The organism is Erythrobacter sp. QSSC1-22B, from assembly GCF_001678665.1.
GTDB lineage: Bacteria > Pseudomonadota > Alphaproteobacteria > Sphingomonadales > Sphingomonadaceae > Qipengyuania.
Genome location: NZ_LZRP01000011.1, coordinates 24,984 through 43,181 on the forward strand (window position 1 = coordinate 24,984; position 18,198 = coordinate 43,181).

Below are 18,198 nucleotides of genomic sequence, written 5' to 3' on the forward strand. Positions count from 1 at the left end.
ATGAGGGCACTATTACGCGCCGGTCTGCTGGCGGCTTCGATCCTGACACCGCTGGCCGTGCCTTCGATTGCCAGTGCACAAGTCCGCGACACCGACGGCAATCCCGAAGCGGAGCAGGCGGGAGCGGAACCCAGCGGCAACATGATTATCGTCACCGCGCGAAAACGGGAAGAAACGCTGCAGAACGTGCCGACATCCGTGTCTGTCGCGACAGCGGAAACCATCGCCCGGCTCGGTCTCGACAGCGTGGCGGACATCGCCAAGACCACGCCGGGTCTGGTTTTCGACGACAGCTTCGGCCGGTCGAGCAATTCTCCCGTCATTCGCGGGCAGGCCAACCTGCTCGGTGATAGCGGCGTCGCTTTCTTCATCGACGGCATCTACTACACCGGCAGTATCGCGGATTACGATGTCGACACGATCGAACGGATCGAGGTGGTCAAGGGGCCACAGAGCGCGTTGTACGGGCGCAACACCTATTCCGGCGCGATCAACATCATCTCCAAAATGCCGGGCGACAACTGGGAAGGGCGTATAACCGCCGACATTTCAGAATTCGACCGGTACGAAGTGACCGCCGGCATCCGCGGCCCCATTTCCGACGGGCTGGGTGTGGGCATCAACGGGCGCTATTACGATTTCGGGGGCGAGTTCATCAACCAGTTCGACGGGAAGCCGGTAGGGGACCAGATGTCTTATTCCGTGTCCGGCGTTCTCAACTGGGACGATGGCGGCCCGTTCACCGCCGCGTTACGCGGCTATTTCAACCGCACCGACGACGGCCAACCCGCGATCTTTGCACAAGGCACCCAGTTCAACAACGTCCTGCCCGATGACAGCGCCTTGTATGGCGGGGGCGGGCGCTATTTTTCCGGGCCGATCCGGCCACGCCCGATCAATACCGATTACCGCCGCCAATTCCGCGATCCGGACGATGTCGGAATCGAGGGCGACACCTACAATGTCAGCCTGCGGATGGAATATGAACTGACCGACCAGTTCACGCTGACTTCGCTTTCGGGCTTCAACGATCGAACGCTGACCCAGCTGACCGACGGCGATTATGGCCCGAACAGCTTTCAGACTGCGCGATTTTCTCGTTTCCCGATCGGCGCGCCGGTCGGCTTCGGTCCCCGCGGCCCGCGCTTCCCCTTCGGGTTCGTCGGCAGCACGGTCGATTTCAGCTTCGCCAACCGTCAGGAAACCCGGGACTATTCGCAGGAACTGCGGCTGAGCTATCTGAGCGACAGGTTCGACGTGATCGTGGGCGGTTACTATTTCAATCAGGACGATGACAGTTTCTCCATCCGCGAGGTGCCGGACGACGCGGCGGCGCGCGCCGCAGCCAGCTTCGGCCAGGCGATCGCAATCGAACGCGCGATCTGCACTGCCAATCCGAACTGCGCCAGCGTGGTGCCGCTGTTCGGCCCGTCAGTGCCCAATTCGCGCAATGAAAGCCTGCTGGACATCCGCAACATTGCGGCTTTCGGCGCGGTCGAGCTGCATGTGACACCCACCATCAACATCGGGTTCGAGGGCCGTTACGCCGAAGAGCGCATCCGGCAATCGGCCTTTATCTTCAACCAAGGTAGTCCCCGCCCGGCATCGATCGATGCGGAAGCCACCTTCAGGGAGTTTACCCCGCGCGTGACGGTGGATTGGCAGCCCAATCCCGACACGCTGATCTACGGTATCTATGCCGAGGGGCAAAAACCCGGCGGTTTCAATGGCTCGCTGGCCGTACGCGCCGTGCAGAACGATCCCACGCTCGACATCGACGTGTTCGATGCGGAGGACAACACGTCTTACGAGCTGGGAATCAAGAACCGGTTCCTGGACGATGCGCTGGTCGTCAATCTGGCGCTGTTTCACAACGAAATCGAGGGGTACCAGCTGACCCAGAACGTCTCCGTTCCGCCGAACCAGGTCAGCGTGGTGCGCAACGCGGGTAATGCGCGGATCAACGGCGCGGAGCTGGAAATCCTGGCGCGGCCGAGTCGGAATTTCGCCGTCACCGCGAACTACGCGCTTGCCGATACCAAATTCACCTCCGGCTTCGACGAGAACCAGGGTGTGCTGAACGACGTGGCCGACGACCGGCTGGTGAATTGTTCCACGGGCGACCAGTTCCCCGAGATCAGAGGGTGCCAGAGCCTGTTCGGTTCGATCAGGGGGCAGCGTATCCCGCGTGCGCCGGTTCATCGGGTGTTCGTGGACGTCGATTACCGACAGCCGCTGGGTGATGGCGACTGGGAGTTCTTCGCCGGCGGCAATGTCACCTTTACCTCCGAAGCGTTCGTTCAGGTGAGCAATCTGGCGAGCTACGGCGATAGCACGGTCGTCGATCTGCGCGTCGGGCTCGGCAACGGTTTCTACAAAATCCAGGGCTATGTCGACAACGCGACCGACGAGGATGCGACGGCCCAGGGGCTGCGCTTCGCTGATGGCGATGCCAGCTTCCGCCGCAGCTTCATCGGCGGCCTGCGCCCCGGACGGCGCTTTGGTGTGATCGTGTCCGCCGGTTTTTGATATGCTGACGACGCGCACGAAAAAAGGGGCCGCCGGAGAACATCCGGCGGCCCCTTTCTTATCTCTGGCCTGTCTCCGGAACCTACTCGCCGCGTGTCGAAGCGGGTCCCGCCTTGGTCCGCGCTTCATCGGTCAGCAACTTGAACTTGGTCCAGGTGGTTTCGTTGGGCCGCATATCGTCCTTCGGCGGCGCGCTTTCGTAGATCGGGTAATTGGTCCGGATTTCCTTCTTCAGGACGTCCGGCAGATCCTCGAACCCGCCGGGCAGCTTGCGGCCCATGGCGTTGAACACCATCTGCCCCGGCCTCGATCCCATCTCCATCCACGGCGCCCAAGGCGATATCCGCACCCAGCTGATGATCGGATAGGCGGTCGGCCGCGTACTGTCGTACAATTCGTCCTTAAGTGCGGCAAAATCGAATATTTCCATCGCGTGGTATTCGTTGCCGACAAATTGTTGGTAATCGCCGGCCAAAGGATTGGGATAGAACAGCGGTGCTTCGAAGGGCATGAACACGAACGGGCCTTCTTCGCGCAGACTGTCCAACGTATAGAGCGATCCGTCGGCTCCACGCGGGAAATTCGGACGACCGTTCACCGGATCGTTGTGGATCTGCATCACGTCCACGGTTTCCCCGGTATAGGGGTTGTCCCAGCGATCGATCACCTCGCCCGTTTCGGGGTCCAGCATCAGCATCACTTCGCGACTGATCATGCGCCAGCCGCTGCCGCGATCCGCGTCGGTCACTTCCACGCAGCGGCGGATGTTCATGCCTTCGCCTTTGAACAACAGCTTGTCGCGGATGCCCGGGCTGCGGCCATAGATATTGCCCGACCAGTGATAGACTGCCGGTTCGTCCGCTGACACGCCGCATTGCAGGCGCTTGGCGATCTCGATCGCGTCTTCCGGTACATCGGGGTCCAGCGTTCGCGCCTGCGCCGGACCGGCGGCCAGCGTGAAAGCGGACGCGATCCCCGCCGCCGCGATTAGTTTGTTAAGGATTGCCATAAACGTTTCTCCCTCGGTTTTCCGGTCCTGCGTCCCGCATACAATCTGGTGTGAACCTGCACTTACGGGTTGACTTTAGATTTGTCCGGACAAATTGTGAAGCGCCATTTGCAAAGGTGCTCGTTCGGTCCCCATACGGACCCCCTACCGACCGACCCGGATTGGGTCTTCGACTGTCTAAGGAACTGTCCCTACGTGTTTGCGAGCAACAGCCTCCTGTTCGTACCCGGATCGCGCGGCGACCGTTTCCAGAAGGCGGCGGCGGCGGGCGCGGGCGTGACGGTCATCGATCTGGAGGATGCGGTCCCGGCGAAGAACAAGCTTGCAGCGCGAACGGCCGCGCTGGCCCATGTCGCCGACCGGGGCGGGTCGGGGTGGGCGATCCGGATCAATCCGGTGGCGACGGCCGCCGGCATTGCGGACTTGGCGGCGTTGGAGCATGTTTCCGCGCCAGAAATGCCGCAATTCCTGATGCTGCCGATGGTGGATAGCCCACGCGACTGCGCAATCGTGGCGCAGGTGCTCGGCGATCGCTGCCCGGAATTGATTCCCCTGATTGAAAGCCCATGCGCGCTGCGCCGTGCGCTGGACATCGCGAAGAGCGGCAATGTCGGGGCGGTGATGTTCGGCGGCGGAGATTTCGCAGCGGAGCTGGGAGTGAAGCTGGCGTGGACACCGCTGCTGGCCGCACGGCAGCAATTGATCCTCGCCTGCGCGGAAGCGACCGTACCCGCCATCGACGTGCCGTTCATCCACCTGGACGATGCGGACGCGCTGGGACGGGAATGCGCTGCCTCGCGCGCGCTGGGTTTCAGAGCCAAGGCTGCGATCCACCCGCGCCAGATAGCTGCCATCGAAGCCGCCTTCGCACCTGGCCAGGACGAGGTGAACGAAGCCGCGGAGGCCCTGCGCGCCTATAATGATGCAGGCGGCGCAGCCATTGTCTACAAGGGCCGGATGCTCGACGCGCCCATCGTGAAGCAATACCGTGCCGTGATCGAGCGGAGCCGGACCAACCAGACCGAAAGACTAACCCATGCGTGATGGCGTCGTCGAAGTTTCCCCCGGTCGGTTCCGCGAGGTCCAGGGCCGCTATTTCGACGATTTCGTCGTCGGGCACGTCTATGAACACCGCCCCGGCCGCACCATCACCGATGCGGACAATGTGTGGTTCACCCTGCTGACCATGAACACCCACCCCGCCCATTTCGATTACGAGTTGTCAAAAAAAACCGAGTTCGGCAGACCGCTGGTGGTAAGCCCGCTCACCATCGCGCTGATGACCGGAATGAGTGTGAGCGACACCAGCGGCAAGGCGATTGCCAATCTGGGATGGGACGAGGTGCGCATGGTGCATCCGCTGTTCGTGGGCGATACGATCTATTGCGAAAGCGAGATTCTGGACAAGCGCGAAAGCAAAAGCCGCGAAGGGCAGGGCATCGTGACCTTCAAGACGACCGCTAAGAACCAGGACGGTGTGGTCGTCAGCCATTTCAAGCGATCGGTCCTGGTATGGAAACGCGGGCACGGCAATCTGGACGATTGAACGCCCCTACATTCCCTCCAAACACGACTCGCACGCAAAGCAGCCCGGACGCAAACCAGGAATGATACATGGCCACCGCAGCATCACTCGAAAGCCAGATCCGCACCATCGATCCAGACGAGGAACGCGCCTTGATGAACTCCATCGATCGCTGGCTGGAACGCGAGGTGATCCCAGTGGTGAAGCATCACGACCATGGTGATATCTGGCCTGAAGAGCTGGTCGGGCAGATGGCGGAGATGGGTCTGTTCGGCGCCACAATCGGGCAGGAATATGGCGGGCTGGGCCTACCGGCTACAACCTATGCCAATATCGTGGCGCAGATTTCCAGCCACTGGATGGCGATTACTGGCATCTTCAATTCGCATCTGATCATGGCTGCGGCCGTCGAACGGTTCGGCACCGCGCAGCAGAAGGCGAAATGGCTGCCCAAGCTGGCCACGGGCGAACTGCGCGGCGGGCTGGCGCTGACCGAACCCAATGCCGGCACCGACCTGCAGGCAATCCGCACCGTCGCGCACCGGAACGATAATGGCGATTATGTGCTGAACGGCACCAAGACCTGGATTTCCAACGCGGTCAACGGGCATGTCTTTGCCCTGATCGCAAAGACCGATCCCCATGCCGACCCGCGCTACAAGGGGATGAGTCTGTTCATCGCGGACAAGCGCGAGGGCGAGACATCGGGCCTCACCGTGGGCAAGCAGTTCGAGAAGCTGGGGTACAAGGCGATCGACAGCGCGGAGCTGGTGATGGAGGATTACGTCTTGCCTGCCGACCAGCTGATCGGCGGCACGGAAGGGCAGGGTTTCTTTCAGGCCACCGGCGGATTGGAACTGGGCCGGATCAATGTCGCCGCTCGCGGGGTCGGCCTTGCCGAAGGGTCGTTGCGCCTCGCCACGCAATATGCGCAGCAACGCGAGACGATGGGCAAGCCGATCGCGCAGCACCAGGCAATCCAGCTGAAGATCGGCGAGATGGCCACACGCGCGCGCGCCGCCCGCCTGCTGACGATGGATGCGGCCATGGCTTACGACAAGGGCGAGCGTTGCGACAAGGAAGCGGGAATGGCGAAATATTTCGCTTCCGAAGCGGCGGTGTCTAACAGCCAAGAGGCAATGCGCGTCTATGGCGGCTATTCCTATTCCAAGGAATACGACATCGAACGGTATTACCGCGATTCCATGCTGATGTGCATCGGCGAAGGGACCAACGAAATGCAGCGGATGATCATCGCGCGCCAGCATTTCAAGGAGAATCCCGCCTGAGCCTGCACCTGCCCCTCACCGGCTTCCGGATCCTGAGCGCGGAACAATACGGCGCCGGCCCTTATGGCACGATGCACCTGGCGCAACTTGGCGCGGAGGTGATCAAGATCGAACCGCCGCGCGTGGATGGGAGAGGCGGGGGAGATACCGCGCGTGCCGTCGGTCCACACTTTCTGAGAGATCATGAAAGCCTTTATTTTCAGGCTTTCAATCTCAACAAGAAGTCCCTGACGCTGGATTTGCGCGAGCCGGCCGGCGCGGAGGTGTTCCGCAAACTCGTCGCCACCAGCCATGCCGTCGCCAACAACATGCGCGGCGATCTGCCGGAAAAACTGGGGCTGACCTATGCTGCGCTGAAAGACGTCAATCCGGCCATCGTCTGCGCGCATTTGTCCGCTTATGGCCGCGACAACGCCCGCGCGACATGGCCGGGCTATGATTACCTGATGCAGGCCGAGGCCGGCTATTGCCAGATGACCGGCGAACCCGGCGGGGAACCGCAGCGCATGGGTCTGAGCATGGTGGATTTCATGACCGGGACGCTGATGTCGATCGGGCTTCTGGCCGCGTTGATGGATGCGCAGCGGACCGGCACAGGGCGCGATGTGGATACCGATCTGTTATCCGCGGCCGTGCACCAGACCAGCTATCCCGCGTTGTGGTATCTCAACGAAGGCGATGAGACCCAGCGAACTGCGCGCAGCGCTCATCCCACCGCCACCCCCAGCCAGATGTTCCGCGCCGCCGATGGCTGGATATTCATGATGTGCCAACTGCCCAAATTCTGGAACGTTCTGGTGGAACGGCTCGGGCGCGAGGATCTGCGGGATGATCCGCGGTTCGCCGACAACCCCGCCCGGCTGCGCCACCGTGCGGAACTGACCGGACTGCTCGATGCGCAATTCGTGCAACAGCCGATAGCGCACTGGCAAGAACTGCTGGCCGGGCACGTACCAGTAGCGCCGGTTTACGAGCTCGCGGACGCGATGGACAATCCATGGCTGGTGGAAACGGGGATGCTCGACAGCGTCGACCATCCGGATCGGGAGGACATGCAGGTTCTGGCCAGCCCCATCCGGCTGGACGGAAACCGTTTGCCGAACCGCGCGGCGCCACTGTTGGGGATCGACAGCGACCAATTGCTGCGCGAAATCGGGTACGATACCGAAGCGATCGATACGCTGCGCGCAAAAGGCGTGGTCTGACCGATGGGCAGACTGTCAGGCATCACGGTCATCGATCTGACGCAGTTCCTGCCCGGCCCGATGATGACCGTAATGATGGCCGATCATGGTGCGCAGATCATCAAGATCGAGCCGCCGTCGGGCGACCCGGCACGCCGGCAGGCTCCTTTCGAAGGCGGTCATTCGGTGTGGTTCGCCAACCTCAACCGCGGCAAGCAAAGCCGGGTCCTGGATCTGAAAACTGCCGACGGGCAGGCGGGTTTGCGCGGGCTTTGCCAGAAGGCGGATGTGTTCGTCGAGGGGTTCCGCCCCGGCGTGATGCAGCGTCTGGGGTTCGACTATGCTGCGGTGAAGGCGATCAATCCCGCGATCGTGTATTGCTCGATCTCCGCGTTCGGGCAGGATGGCATACTGGCTGATCATCCGGCACACGATATGGCGGTGCAAGCCCTGACGGGCTTTCTGGCTGTGAACGACGATCCGGCCGGCAACCCGGTGGTGCCCGGCGCTCCGTCTGCTGATATGGCCGCTGGGCTCACGGCCCTGTCGGCGGTGCTGATGGCACTGCTCGGGCGAGAGCGGTATGGGGAGGGTGCCTATATCGACTGCGCGATGTTCGACAGCCTGCTTCCATGGAGCGCCCATATCGCCGGGGCCGCCATCGCGGGGGGGGACGCTCCGCGCTCGTCTGAACAGCGGTCGTTGGGCGGGGCCGCGCTTTATCAGGTTTATCAGACCAGCGATGGCAAACACATTGCGCTGGGCGGCCGCGAAACCAAATTTGCGCAAGCGCTGTTGACGGCCCTGGATCGCCCGGACCTGATGCCTCAGGCGGAAAATGAGGCAGGACAGCAGAACGAACTGATCGAATTTCTGCGCACGACGTTTGTTCGGCGCAGCCGCGCCCGATGGATTGCGTGGTTCGCCGACAAGGATATCGCTTTCGCGCCGGTCCTGGATTTTCGCGAGGCGCTCGATTCAGCGCATATAGCCGAGCGCGGCCTGCTCGTCGAAGATGAATGGGGCGCACACCATATCGCCTCGCCGATCCGTTTCGCCGGGGAGTCTTGGCAGCCTGGGCCAGTTCCGGAGCTGGGGCAAGAATGACGAAGGCTTGCTGCCTGCTCTCAGATATCGAGATCGATATGCATCGCGTAGGCAAAGCGGTTGCCGGGGTGATGGCTGACCGAAATTTCGTACAAACGACCCTTGGGGTCAAGATAGCATCGGATGATCCGCAGGACCGGCGTGTCTTCCTCCACTTCCAGCGCGACCGCGGTTCCGGTATCCGCAGCGACAGCCTGGATATCCTGCGTCACCCGGCCGATGCTGACCCCGGCAAGGCGTTCGATCTGACTGAACAGCGTCCCCGCGGAAAGATCGAGCTGATCGATCGCATGGCCCAGCCGTTCATGAAAATAGGCGCGGGTGGTGGCGATGGGCAATGCGTCCGACGGTCTGCGCCGGATACCGTAGAAACAGCGCCATTGCCCGCTCGCTTCGCCTTCGATCTGATCGCCCACGATGGCCGGCAATGGTCCGCATTCGTGTTCTGCATACACTACCGTACTGTCGCGCGCATATTGCAGCAATTCGCCAACATTGCCCATCGGCTGATGCAGCGCACCGCCCCGCGCTGCGGCCGGCTGCACGGTGGTGCCGGAACCGCGCTTGCGGGCGATCAGCCCCTCGGCCTGCAGCCGTTTCAACGCTTCGCGAATGGTGAATCGGCTAGCGTGGTAGGTTTCGCACAAGAGGGTTTCGGTGGGAAACTGCCTGCCGTCGGCATAATCGCCAGCCCCGATCGCATCGCGCAAATCCGCAGCTACCTGAAGATAACGGGGCATCTTGTCGGTCGCAGGAGGCAGGGCGGCATCAGCCAAAACAGGGTTCCGATTGCAGTGTGCGGGGGTGTTGCGAGGATATGAGCGATACCCTGCTTACGCAACTGGCAAACCGGCTTGCCCGGCCGGTGGAACCCGGCGTCCGGGACCGGGCGCGCCTGCATCTGCTGGATTGGCTTGCGTGCATTGCCGGTGCTCTGCGTACGGAGGCGGGGGCGCTCGGGCGTGCCATCTCGCCCACCGCGTGGGAAAAATCGACCTATCTGGGCAACGCGCTGGAAATGGACGATGTGCATCGCACGGCATTGCTCCACCCCGGTCCGGTCGTGTGGCCCACGGCCCTGTCCTACCCATCCGCATCTTTGGCGGAGCGGCTGAACGCAGGCATTCGCGGATACGAGGCGATGATCGCGATCGGCGGCATGCTGGACGCGCATCATTACGCGCATTGGCACCCTACTGGGACGATGGGCGGGTTCGGCGCTGCAGCCGCATTCGGTTCTCTGATCGGGTTCGGTCCGGTGCAATATGCGAATGCCCTGGCCAACGCCGGTTCGGTTGCCGGCGGTGTCTGGCATATGCGGCACGACGATGTGCTGACCAAGCAATGGCACGTTTATCACGCCGTTCGAACGGGACGGGACGCAGTTTTGCATGTGCATTACGGCGCGACCGGACCCGCGGCCTTGTTGGAAGGCCCGCAAGGCGTGTTCGCGGCAATGGCGCGCCAACCGGGGCCGATGCCCCACGGGAAGGGCTGGTTGATACGCGAAGTCAGCCTGAAACCTTATGCCGCCTGCCGCCATACCCATCCCGCAATCGATGCCGCGATGGAACTTCGTGCGGTGGGCAGATTGCAGGCTCCTTTCGAAGTGCAAACCTATGCGGACGCATTGGCGTTTTGCGACCGCCCCGATCCGGTCACGGAACTGGATGCGAAATTTTCGCTGCAGCACGCGGTGGCAATTGTGTCGGCTGGCAGACATGCAGAACCGTCCGATTTCAGCCTCGGTGCGATCGCCGAACTCGGCTCGCTGCGCTCACAGGTCACGGTATGCGAAGACCCCGCAATCACGGCGCGCTACCCCGCCCATTTCGGCGCTACGGTCAACGGGTTCGAACTGGTCGATGCGCGCGGCGATCCGGAACGGCCGATGTCGCGCGAGGACGTGATTACCAAGCTCCGATCGCTTTGCACATGGGGCGGTTTGTCGCCGGAGGAGCCGGACCGGGCGATCGCATGCGTGCTCGAAGGCGACGACGCCGAAGCGATCGACCGGATGCTGCAGGATTGGCTGACATGAGCGCGACGGCCGATCTCCTGCGCTTCGCAGCGTCCGATCATGCGCTGCCCGCCGATGTTCGTAGCGATGCGATCCGCCTGCTAGGCGACACGCTGGCCGTGGGCGCAGCGGCAGTCGGCGCGCCGGGGGAACGGGCTATCCTGGAAACAGCGCGCGGGTTCGGAAAGGGGGCCGATGCCCGCCTGATCGGGACGGCGGAACGCCTGCCCGCGCCGGGCGCAGCCTTCGTCAACGGCTATCGCATCCATTGCCTCGAATGGGATGCTGTGCACGAACCCGCGGTGGTTCATGGGATGAGCGTGGTGACCGCTGCCCTGGCTGCAGCGATCGACCGGCGTATCGCCGCGGGGGGCGAATGCGATGCCGAAAAAGCGCTGGTAGCGCTGTCAATCGGGGTCGACATCGCGTCCGGCCTGGGTCTGTGCGCCGACAGCGCGATGCGGTTCTTCCGGCCTGCCGTTACCGGCGTGATGGGGGCGGCGGTGGCGGTCGCCCGGTTCGATGGCTTTTCCATCCCCGATGCGCTCGGGCTGGCCTATTCCTCCGCAGCCGGAACGATGCAGGCCCATGTGGAAGGCAGCGAAACCCTGCCGTTCCAGATTGCCAACGCCGCGCGAGCGGCGATCACGGCCAGCGATCTGGCCAGCGCCGGCTTCGGCGGACCGAGGGACGCCCTGGAGGGCCCGTTCGGATATCTGCAACTATTCGAAAGCGGCGATCTGCGGCGCTACACCGAAAATTTAGGGAAGGTGTGGCGAATATCCGAAATCAGCGTGAAGCCGTTTCCTTCCGGTCGTGCCAGCCATGCCGCTCTCGGATTGCTGCAGCAGCTATCGCTCACCCGCAAACAGGTCCGCGATCTGACGGACATCGAACTTGCTTGTCCACCGCTTATCCGCCGCCTAGTCGATCGGCGCTGGTCGCCGGAAATGACGCCCGCCTGGGCCAGGCTGTGTATGCCCTATCTCGTCGCCTTGTTGCTGACGGATGGCCGGATCGATCCACGGCGCTTCACCGCGCAAGACTTCATCGATCCCGCGCTGGCGCATATCGCGGCAAAAGTGCGCCTGACCGATGACGGCACTACCGACGGTAACGCCCTATTCCCTCAGGAGCTTACGCTGACAGTCGCGGATGGGCGGAGACAGAGCCGCGTCATAGCGCACACCTTGGGCAGCCCGGACAACCCACTCGACGCATCGCAGGCAGAAGCGAAACGCGTGCTCGCCAGAGACTTGGCGCCCGCCGATGCCGACCCGCGCATATTCGACAACCCCTTGGCCTATTTCGTGGAGCCGCGATGACCTATCCGTCCTATTTCGAAGCCTTCGATCCGGCGCAGATGCTCCAGGATTATCCGGTCGGCGCAAAGTTTCTGGATCGGTATCGCACCATGAGCCGGGATGAATTGTTCGGCTTGCAGGATCGGCAGTTTCGCAAGCTCATGCAGCGCGGTTGGCAATTGCCGTTCTATCGGCGCCTGTGGGGCGCTCAGGGGATCGAACCGGGCGATATTCAAGGCCTTGCCGATATCGTCAAACTGCCGGTCTACGACAAAAGCGACCTGATGGCGTCGATTGCCGAACATCCGCCGTTCGGGGATTTTCACGGAATGGGGCCGGCGGCATCGCGATCACCGATCGTGTTCCACACCACCAGCGGGACCACCGGGAAACCGCAGGTGCTGATGTTCGGACCCAAGGGCAGGGAAGTCGGCAATCTCCTGGTCGGCCGGATGTATCGCTGGATGGGCCTGCAATCCGATGACGTGGTGCAATCGGTCTATGGTCACGGTATGATCAACGGCGGCCATTATATCCGCGAGGCGGTGACCAAGTTCACCAATTCGATATTCCTTTCCGCCGGAACCGGGATCGAAACCCGCAGCATCAGTCAGGTGCAGCTGATGGCGGACTTCGGCGTGACCTGCCTTGTCGGCTTCGTGGATTACGTGCGCAAGCTGGCCGCTACGGCAGAGACGGAGAAGCTGTTCGACCAGATAAATATTCGGATGATCATCGGCCACCTGGGAACGGAGGATCGCGCCGGTACCGAAGCTGCCTGGCACGGCGCGAAGGCGTTTGACTGGTACGGCGTCGGCGACACCGGGTGCATTGCGGGTGAGGGGCCTGAACGCGACGGGCTGTATGTCTGGGAGGATGCCCAATATCTGGAAATTCTTGGCGTCGATGACAGGGCGCCGGTCGAGTCGGGCGACACAGGCGATATGGTGGTCACATGCCTGTACAAGGACGATATCGCGCCCTGCATCCGTTTCAACACGCACGACATTACGCAGGAGATGGCGGGACGCGGCGACATCGCGTTCAAGCGGATCACCGGCTTCAAGGGCCGCAGCGACAATATGGTGAAGCTGCGCGGCATCAATGTGTTTCCCCATGCGATCGGCGCGATCATTGAAAACCGTGGCGATCTAACCGGCGAATATGTCTGCCATCTAACACGCGATGCGGACCGGAAGGACACCATGCGGGTGACGCTCGAAAGCCGGGGCGGAACCGACGCGGCGGCGCTTGCCGATCTGTTGAGACGGGGGCTGGGCGTCGAAGTGGATGTGGAACTGGTCGAACCGGGCGGAACCGCTGCCGCGACGGAGATCGACCAGCGCCAGAAGCCGCTGCGCCTGATCGACGCCCGCAATGCGTGACATGGTGGACTTGGCCGATCTGAAACGGCGCAATACGCCGTTCAATGCGTTCGTCGATTTCGACGAACGGGCGCAGGGCGGCAAAGGTTCGCTGTCGGACCTGACCATGGGCGTGAAAGCAAATATCATGGTGCGGGGGCTTCCCTGGACCAGCGGGTTGGCCGCTTACCGCGATCGGGTGGCGGACCGCGATGCCCATGTAGTGACGTCGCTGCGCCGGGACGGTGCGGCGATCCTGGGCGCCCTCAACATGGAAGAGGCTGCCTTGGGGGCCAAGACCGACAATCCACATTACGGAGCGACGCAGAATCCGCATCGGATCGGACATTCTCCGGGTGGTTCGTCCGGCGGCAGCGGTGCTTCGGTGGCGGCGGGACTTTGCGATGCGGCCCTGGGAACGGACACGATGGGTTCGGTGCGCATTCCGGCGGCGCATTGCGGGGTGTACGGGTTCAAACCCGGCACCGTCCGTGTCAGCCAGGACGGGCTGGACCCGGCGGATCCCTCGCTTGATGCGATCGGGGTGTTGGCACGGGACATCCTTACGCTGCAGCGAGTAACGCGCGTGATTTCGGATATCAGCAGCATGCCGGGCAGCGCCGAAACAGCGATCCTCGCGGATCATGGGGTGCCTCTCGATCCGGCGGTTGAGCGTGCCTTCGCCAGGGTGGTGGACATGCTGCCCGAGCAATGCGCGACCGTCCGGCTCTATCTTCCGCTTTCCCGCATTCGTTTCGCGGGGTTCCGGCAGGTGTCCCAATCGCTCTACACCCATTTACAAGACGTCGGCGAATTGAGCAAAAGACTGCGCCGATTGCTGACCTTCGGCCCCGATCGGTCCGTCCAGGAGGTTGGCGCCGATCGCGCCATACTCGGCGCGACACGCGATCGCGTGTCGAGCATTGTCGATAGGCACGGATTCCTGATCATGCCCACCGTTCCCAATCCGCCATTCGCGCACGATACCCGCGAACCGGTCGAACAGGCTGATTTCACCTGCCTTGCCAATATCGCCGGACTGCCGGCGATCAGCGTGCCGATGGGCTGGACCGACGGTGGTCTGCCGCTTGGTGTTCAAGTCGTCGGGCGGATAGGGGCCGAAGCAGAGCTGTTCGCGTTCGCTCGCGATCTCGATGCGAAACTCGGCGCATATCGCGCACCATACTGAAGGAGAGGAAGCATGCGTATCATCGTCCTGTTTGACCTGAAAGACGGCGTCAGCATTTCCGAATATGAAGACTGGGCCAGAACCCGCGACATTCCGGGCGTCAACGCTCTGGGCTCGGTTGCGAACTTCTCGATACACAAAGCGGTGGGCGTGTTCGGCGACGACGCCGCGAGCCCGCCCTATCAGTATTTCGAGATCATCGACATCGATGCGATGGACGGGTTCGTCGCGGATATCTCGACCGAGGAATTTCAAGCTGCCGCCGCACCGTTTCAGGAATATGCCGCGGACCCCGTGTTCGTTCTGACGGAAGACCTCTGATGGCCGGAACGGCGCAAGGGCGGTTCGCCGGCAAGACGGTGGTCGTCACCGGTTCGGGTAAGGACCGGGGGCTGGGCCAGGGCATTTTGCAGGCGTTTGCCGATGAGGGCGCCCATTGCGTCGTGTCCGACGTGACCATCGATGCGGCGGCCGAGGCGGTCGCCGCGGAACTGCGCGAACGCGGCGCCGAGGTGGCAACCATAGCGTGCGACGTGTCAGATGCCGGAGATTGCCGCGCGCTGGTCGCCCAGGCGGCCGAGCGGTTCGGCGGCGTGGACGTGTTCGTCAACAATGCCGGTATCGGCTTCAAGATGAAGCCTTTGCTCGAAGTCGATACGGTCGACGAATGGGACCAGGTGCTGGCGGTCAATCTGTCGGGCGCATTCTATTGCACGCAGGCGGCGGCACGGCAGATGGTGGAACAAAAGCGGGGCGGAAGGATCATCAATATCGCGAGCCAGGCCGCCAAGACCGGGTTTCCGCATCTGCCGGCCTATGTTTCGTCCAAGCATGGCATGATTGGGCTCACCCGGGCCAGTGCGGTTGAGCTGGGCACGCATGGCATAACCGTGAACGCGATCTGCCCCAACCACGTCACCACCGGGCTGGGCGCGCAGCAGAATGCGTATTTTTCCAAGCTGCTCGGTTTCGATAATGTGGACGCATACCTGGCAAGCATGAGCGCGAAGAACCCGATGGGCCGACCGGGCCTGCCGGCCGATACGGCTGCGGCCTGCCTCTGGCTGGCAAGCGCGGATGCGTTCTATGTGACGGGCGAGGCGCTGAACGTGAGCGGCGGGGAGGAAATGCACTGATGACCCCCGGACCCATCCTGCCCGAGGAACGCATCGATTGGCCCGGCGGCGCGAAGCTGGCGCTGAGCGTGGTGGTCAATGTCGAGGAAGGCAGCGAGATGACCATCGCCCGGGGCGACCGGGGGATGGAGCCGGTGGACGAGCTGGGCGTGTTCGTAAAATCGAACATTCGCAACTATTCCAACGAATCCAATTACCTCTATGGCATCAAGGCCGGCGCGCCGCGGATCGTGAAGCTGCTGCAACGCTACGATATGATGGCGAGCTGGACCGTGGCGGCGCTGGCGCTGGAAAACCATCCGGACATCGCCCGCGCTATCGTGGAGCTGCGCCACGAACCGGTCAGCCATGGCTGGCGTTGGGTCCACCAGTTCAAGATGGACGAGGACGCCGAGCGCGCATTCATCCGCAGGGCGGTCGCCAGTATCGAGAAAACCTGCGGGATGCGTCCCTATGGTTGGCTCAGCCGTTACCTGCTGACCGACAACACCCGGCGCCTGCTGTCGGAAGAGGGCTTCCTCTATCACATGGACGATTATTCGGGCGACATTCCGTTTTGGGATCGGGAGACGATACCGGGAAAGCCGATGTGCATCGTGCCCTACCAGCTCGACAACAACGACATGAAGATGTGGACCGATCCCGCGCTGACGCCCGATCAATGGCTCGGCTATGCCAAGGCGAATTTCGATCAGCTTTACCGGGAGGGGGAAGAGGGCAACCCCAAGATGATGAGCGTGGGCCTCCACCTGCGCATCGTCGGGCGTCCGGGACGAATCTGGGCGCTGGAGGAGTTCTTTCGGCATGTTCGGGCTCACGATGAAGTCTGGATCGCCACGCGCAGGCAGATTGCCGACCACTTCATGACGCAGCAGGCCGCGTGATGCTGCGCCTGGAACATATCGGGCCCATCGCGCATCTGGTGATCGACCGGGCGGATCGCCGGAACGCGTTCGACATGGAAATGTGGCGGGCCTTTCCAAGCCTGTTGGACGCGGTAATGGCTAGGCCCGGCGTTCGATTGATGATCGTGCGCGCCGCGCGAGCCGGGGTGTTCTGCGCCGGCGCAGACATTCACGAATTGCTGGCAAACAAGGACGACGCGCGTTGGCGCGCGGCCAACCAGGCGGCGATCAACCAGGTTCAGCATGACTTGGCGCGGTTCGCTCTGCCGACTGTCGCTTTTGTAGAAGGGGACTGCATCGGCGGGGGGTGCGGGATCGCGATGGCATGCGATATCCGGATCGCCACTGCGGACGCCCGGTTCGGAATCACGCCTGCAAAGCTGGGTCTGGTATATCCACTGCATGATGTGAAGCTGCTGATCGATCTTGTTGGACCCGGTCAGGCAAAGCGCCTGCTGTACACCGGCGCGCTGATTTCTGCCGATGAAGCGTGCGCGATCGGTCTGGTCGAGGAAGTCGCCGACAGTCCGGCCGCGCTGGCAGCGCAGATAGCGGCGGCAAGCCCCGATTCGGTGCGCGAGATAAAGCGGCTGGTCCGCCGCGTTCTGGACGGGCAGGTCGCGGACGACGACGCGACGCGGCGCATCTTCGGCGAAGCTTTTTCCGGTCCCGATTTCCGGGAAGGAACGACCGCTTTCGTCGAAAAACGCACACCCGAGTTCGGCGCATGAACACCGGGCACGGCTTGATCCTTGGCGGTCTGTCGACCGTGGCGGATCTCGATCTGGGCATTGCTGCCTATCGCGATACGCTGGGGCTTGAGCTGGTCGAGCTGGGCGAAGTGTCTGGCGAACTGAGCCGGGCGTGGAACTGCCCGACAAACGCGGGATCGCGCTATGCCGTCTTTCGTCCCGCCAGCGGCGCGCCCTGCTGGCTTCGCCTGGTCGAACAGCCCCATCATCCGGACTTTCGGCCGACCCGCAGTTACGGATGGGCGGCCTTCGAATGCACGGTGAAGGACGTCTGGCACTGGCCGGACAGACTGCCGAAAGCGCATTTCACGATCGTCGGACCGCCCAAGGAGCTGAGCGGTATCGAACCGGCCTTCATTCCGATGCAGGTCCTGGGTCCGGGCCGCGAGATGCTTTATCTCAACCAGGTTCTGCGGGATATGCCGGGCAGCGATTTGCCCCGGGCGCAGGCGCCGATCGACCGCATCTTCATCTGCGTCCTGGCCGCACCCGACCGGGAGCGGGCTGTGGCTTGGTATACTCAACGGCTGCAGCTCGATCGGGGTGCGGATTTCACCATTCCCTATTCGATGATCAACCGTGCGTTCGACCTGTCGGCGGAAACCCTGACCACGCTGACCATGATATCGGCGGGACGAATGCCGGTGGTGGAGGTCGATGACTATCCCGCGCAGGCTGACACGCGTTCGCGTCATGCCGATATGCTTCCGCCGGGCAACGCGGTAGTCACACTGGCCGTGCGCGATCTGGCATCCTGCGCTTGCACCTGGCTGGCCCCACCGGCGCGGCGTACGGGGGAACTCTACGAAGGCAGGCTGTCCGCGGTCACCAAGGGCCCGGCGGGCGAGCTGCTCGAACTTATCGAGATCGGCTGAAGCTTAGCGC

Annotated in this window: 17 protein-coding genes; 15 read left to right on the forward strand and 2 right to left on the reverse strand. The window is 62.7% G+C overall.

Translation table 11 applies throughout. The annotated features are described in order from the left end of the window. On the forward strand, positions 1-2,529 hold the full coding sequence (locus A9995_RS14400) for a TonB-dependent receptor (RefSeq protein ID WP_233998234.1): 2,529 nt from the start codon (positions 1-3) through the stop codon (positions 2,527-2,529). Positions 2,530-2,611: 82 nt separating this feature from the next. On the opposite strand, the gene A9995_RS14405 is transcribed toward A9995_RS14400, so the two are convergent. Further along, positions 2,612-3,538 carry a DUF1838 family protein gene (locus A9995_RS14405; protein WP_067614257.1) on the reverse strand — a complete coding sequence of 309 codons (927 nt, stop codon included), beginning with the start codon at positions 3,536-3,538 and terminating at the stop codon, positions 2,612-2,614. Positions 3,539-3,619: 81 nt separating this feature from the next. Here A9995_RS14405 and A9995_RS14410 point away from each other — a divergent pair, with 81 nt between their 5' ends. The 5 genes from A9995_RS14410 to A9995_RS14430 all read left to right on the forward strand — a co-directional run bounded on the left by A9995_RS14410 (position 3,620) and on the right by A9995_RS14430 (position 8,643). Then, positions 3,620-4,582: a CoA ester lyase gene (locus A9995_RS14410; RefSeq protein WP_233998235.1), complete on the forward strand. Its 963-nt coding sequence runs from the start codon at positions 3,620-3,622 to the stop codon at positions 4,580-4,582. Further along, the gene (locus A9995_RS14415) at positions 4,575-5,084 is read left to right on the forward strand and encodes a MaoC family dehydratase (protein ID WP_067614261.1); all 510 of its coding nucleotides are present in this window, start codon (positions 4,575-4,577) and stop codon (positions 5,082-5,084) included. Before A9995_RS14410 ends, A9995_RS14415 begins: the two co-directional genes overlap by 8 nt. 68 nt (positions 5,085-5,152) lie before the next feature. Continuing rightward, positions 5,153-6,352, forward strand: coding sequence for an acyl-CoA dehydrogenase family protein (locus A9995_RS14420; protein ID WP_067614266.1), 1,200 nt, complete (start codon positions 5,153-5,155; stop codon positions 6,350-6,352). Positions 6,353-6,360: 8 nt separating this feature from the next. Next, a complete protein-coding gene (locus A9995_RS14425; protein WP_255360163.1) occupies positions 6,361-7,557 on the forward strand; it encodes a CaiB/BaiF CoA-transferase family protein in 1,197 nt (398 codons plus the stop codon). 3 nt (positions 7,558-7,560) lie between these two features. Further along, the gene (locus A9995_RS14430; protein WP_067614267.1) at positions 7,561-8,643 is read left to right on the forward strand and encodes a CaiB/BaiF CoA-transferase family protein; all 1,083 of its coding nucleotides are present in this window, start codon (positions 7,561-7,563) and stop codon (positions 8,641-8,643) included. A 20-nt stretch (positions 8,644-8,663) separates the two neighbouring features. Here the strand turns inward: A9995_RS14430 and A9995_RS14435 are convergent, their stop codons facing one another. Further along, on the reverse strand, positions 8,664-9,419 hold the full coding sequence (locus tag A9995_RS14435) for a GntR family transcriptional regulator (protein WP_067614268.1): 756 nt from the start codon (positions 9,417-9,419) through the stop codon (positions 8,664-8,666). A 41-nt stretch (positions 9,420-9,460) separates the two neighbouring features. Here A9995_RS14435 and A9995_RS14440 point away from each other — a divergent pair, with 41 nt between their 5' ends. From A9995_RS14440 to A9995_RS14480, 9 genes are read left to right on the forward strand one after another with little or no spacing between them, the layout of a single operon-like run. Beyond that, complete coding sequence (locus A9995_RS14440; RefSeq protein ID WP_082992766.1) at positions 9,461-10,684, forward strand: MmgE/PrpD family protein; 1,224 nt, start codon at positions 9,461-9,463, stop codon at positions 10,682-10,684. Further along, a complete protein-coding gene (locus A9995_RS14445; protein ID WP_067614269.1) occupies positions 10,681-11,988 on the forward strand; it encodes an MmgE/PrpD family protein in 1,308 nt (435 codons plus the stop codon). The genes A9995_RS14440 and A9995_RS14445 overlap by 4 nt, the downstream gene beginning before the upstream one ends. Next, complete coding sequence (locus A9995_RS14450) at positions 11,985-13,352, forward strand: phenylacetate--CoA ligase family protein (RefSeq protein WP_067614270.1); 1,368 nt, start codon at positions 11,985-11,987, stop codon at positions 13,350-13,352. Before A9995_RS14445 ends, A9995_RS14450 begins: the two co-directional genes overlap by 4 nt. After that, the gene (locus A9995_RS14455) at positions 13,345-14,520 is read left to right on the forward strand and encodes an amidase (protein ID WP_082992767.1); all 1,176 of its coding nucleotides are present in this window, start codon (positions 13,345-13,347) and stop codon (positions 14,518-14,520) included. Before A9995_RS14450 ends, A9995_RS14455 begins: the two co-directional genes overlap by 8 nt. Before the next feature lie 12 nt (positions 14,521-14,532). Further along, a complete protein-coding gene (locus A9995_RS14460) occupies positions 14,533-14,841 on the forward strand; it encodes an REDY-like protein HapK (protein ID WP_067614273.1) in 309 nt (102 codons plus the stop codon). Beyond that, positions 14,841-15,656, forward strand: coding sequence for an SDR family NAD(P)-dependent oxidoreductase (locus A9995_RS14465; protein ID WP_067614275.1), 816 nt, complete (start codon positions 14,841-14,843; stop codon positions 15,654-15,656). Before A9995_RS14460 ends, A9995_RS14465 begins: the two co-directional genes overlap by 1 nt. Then, on the forward strand, positions 15,656-16,540 hold the full coding sequence (locus A9995_RS14470) for a polysaccharide deacetylase family protein (RefSeq protein WP_067614277.1): 885 nt from the start codon (positions 15,656-15,658) through the stop codon (positions 16,538-16,540). Before A9995_RS14465 ends, A9995_RS14470 begins: the two co-directional genes overlap by 1 nt. Beyond that, positions 16,540-17,292: an enoyl-CoA hydratase/isomerase family protein gene (locus A9995_RS14475; RefSeq protein ID WP_369815859.1), complete on the forward strand. Its 753-nt coding sequence runs from the start codon at positions 16,540-16,542 to the stop codon at positions 17,290-17,292. Before A9995_RS14470 ends, A9995_RS14475 begins: the two co-directional genes overlap by 1 nt. Next, entirely contained in the window at positions 17,289-18,188 is a 900-nt protein-coding gene (locus A9995_RS14480) for a VOC family protein (protein ID WP_067614283.1), read from the forward strand. The genes A9995_RS14475 and A9995_RS14480 overlap by 4 nt, the downstream gene beginning before the upstream one ends. Positions 18,189-18,198 lie beyond the last annotated feature (10 nt).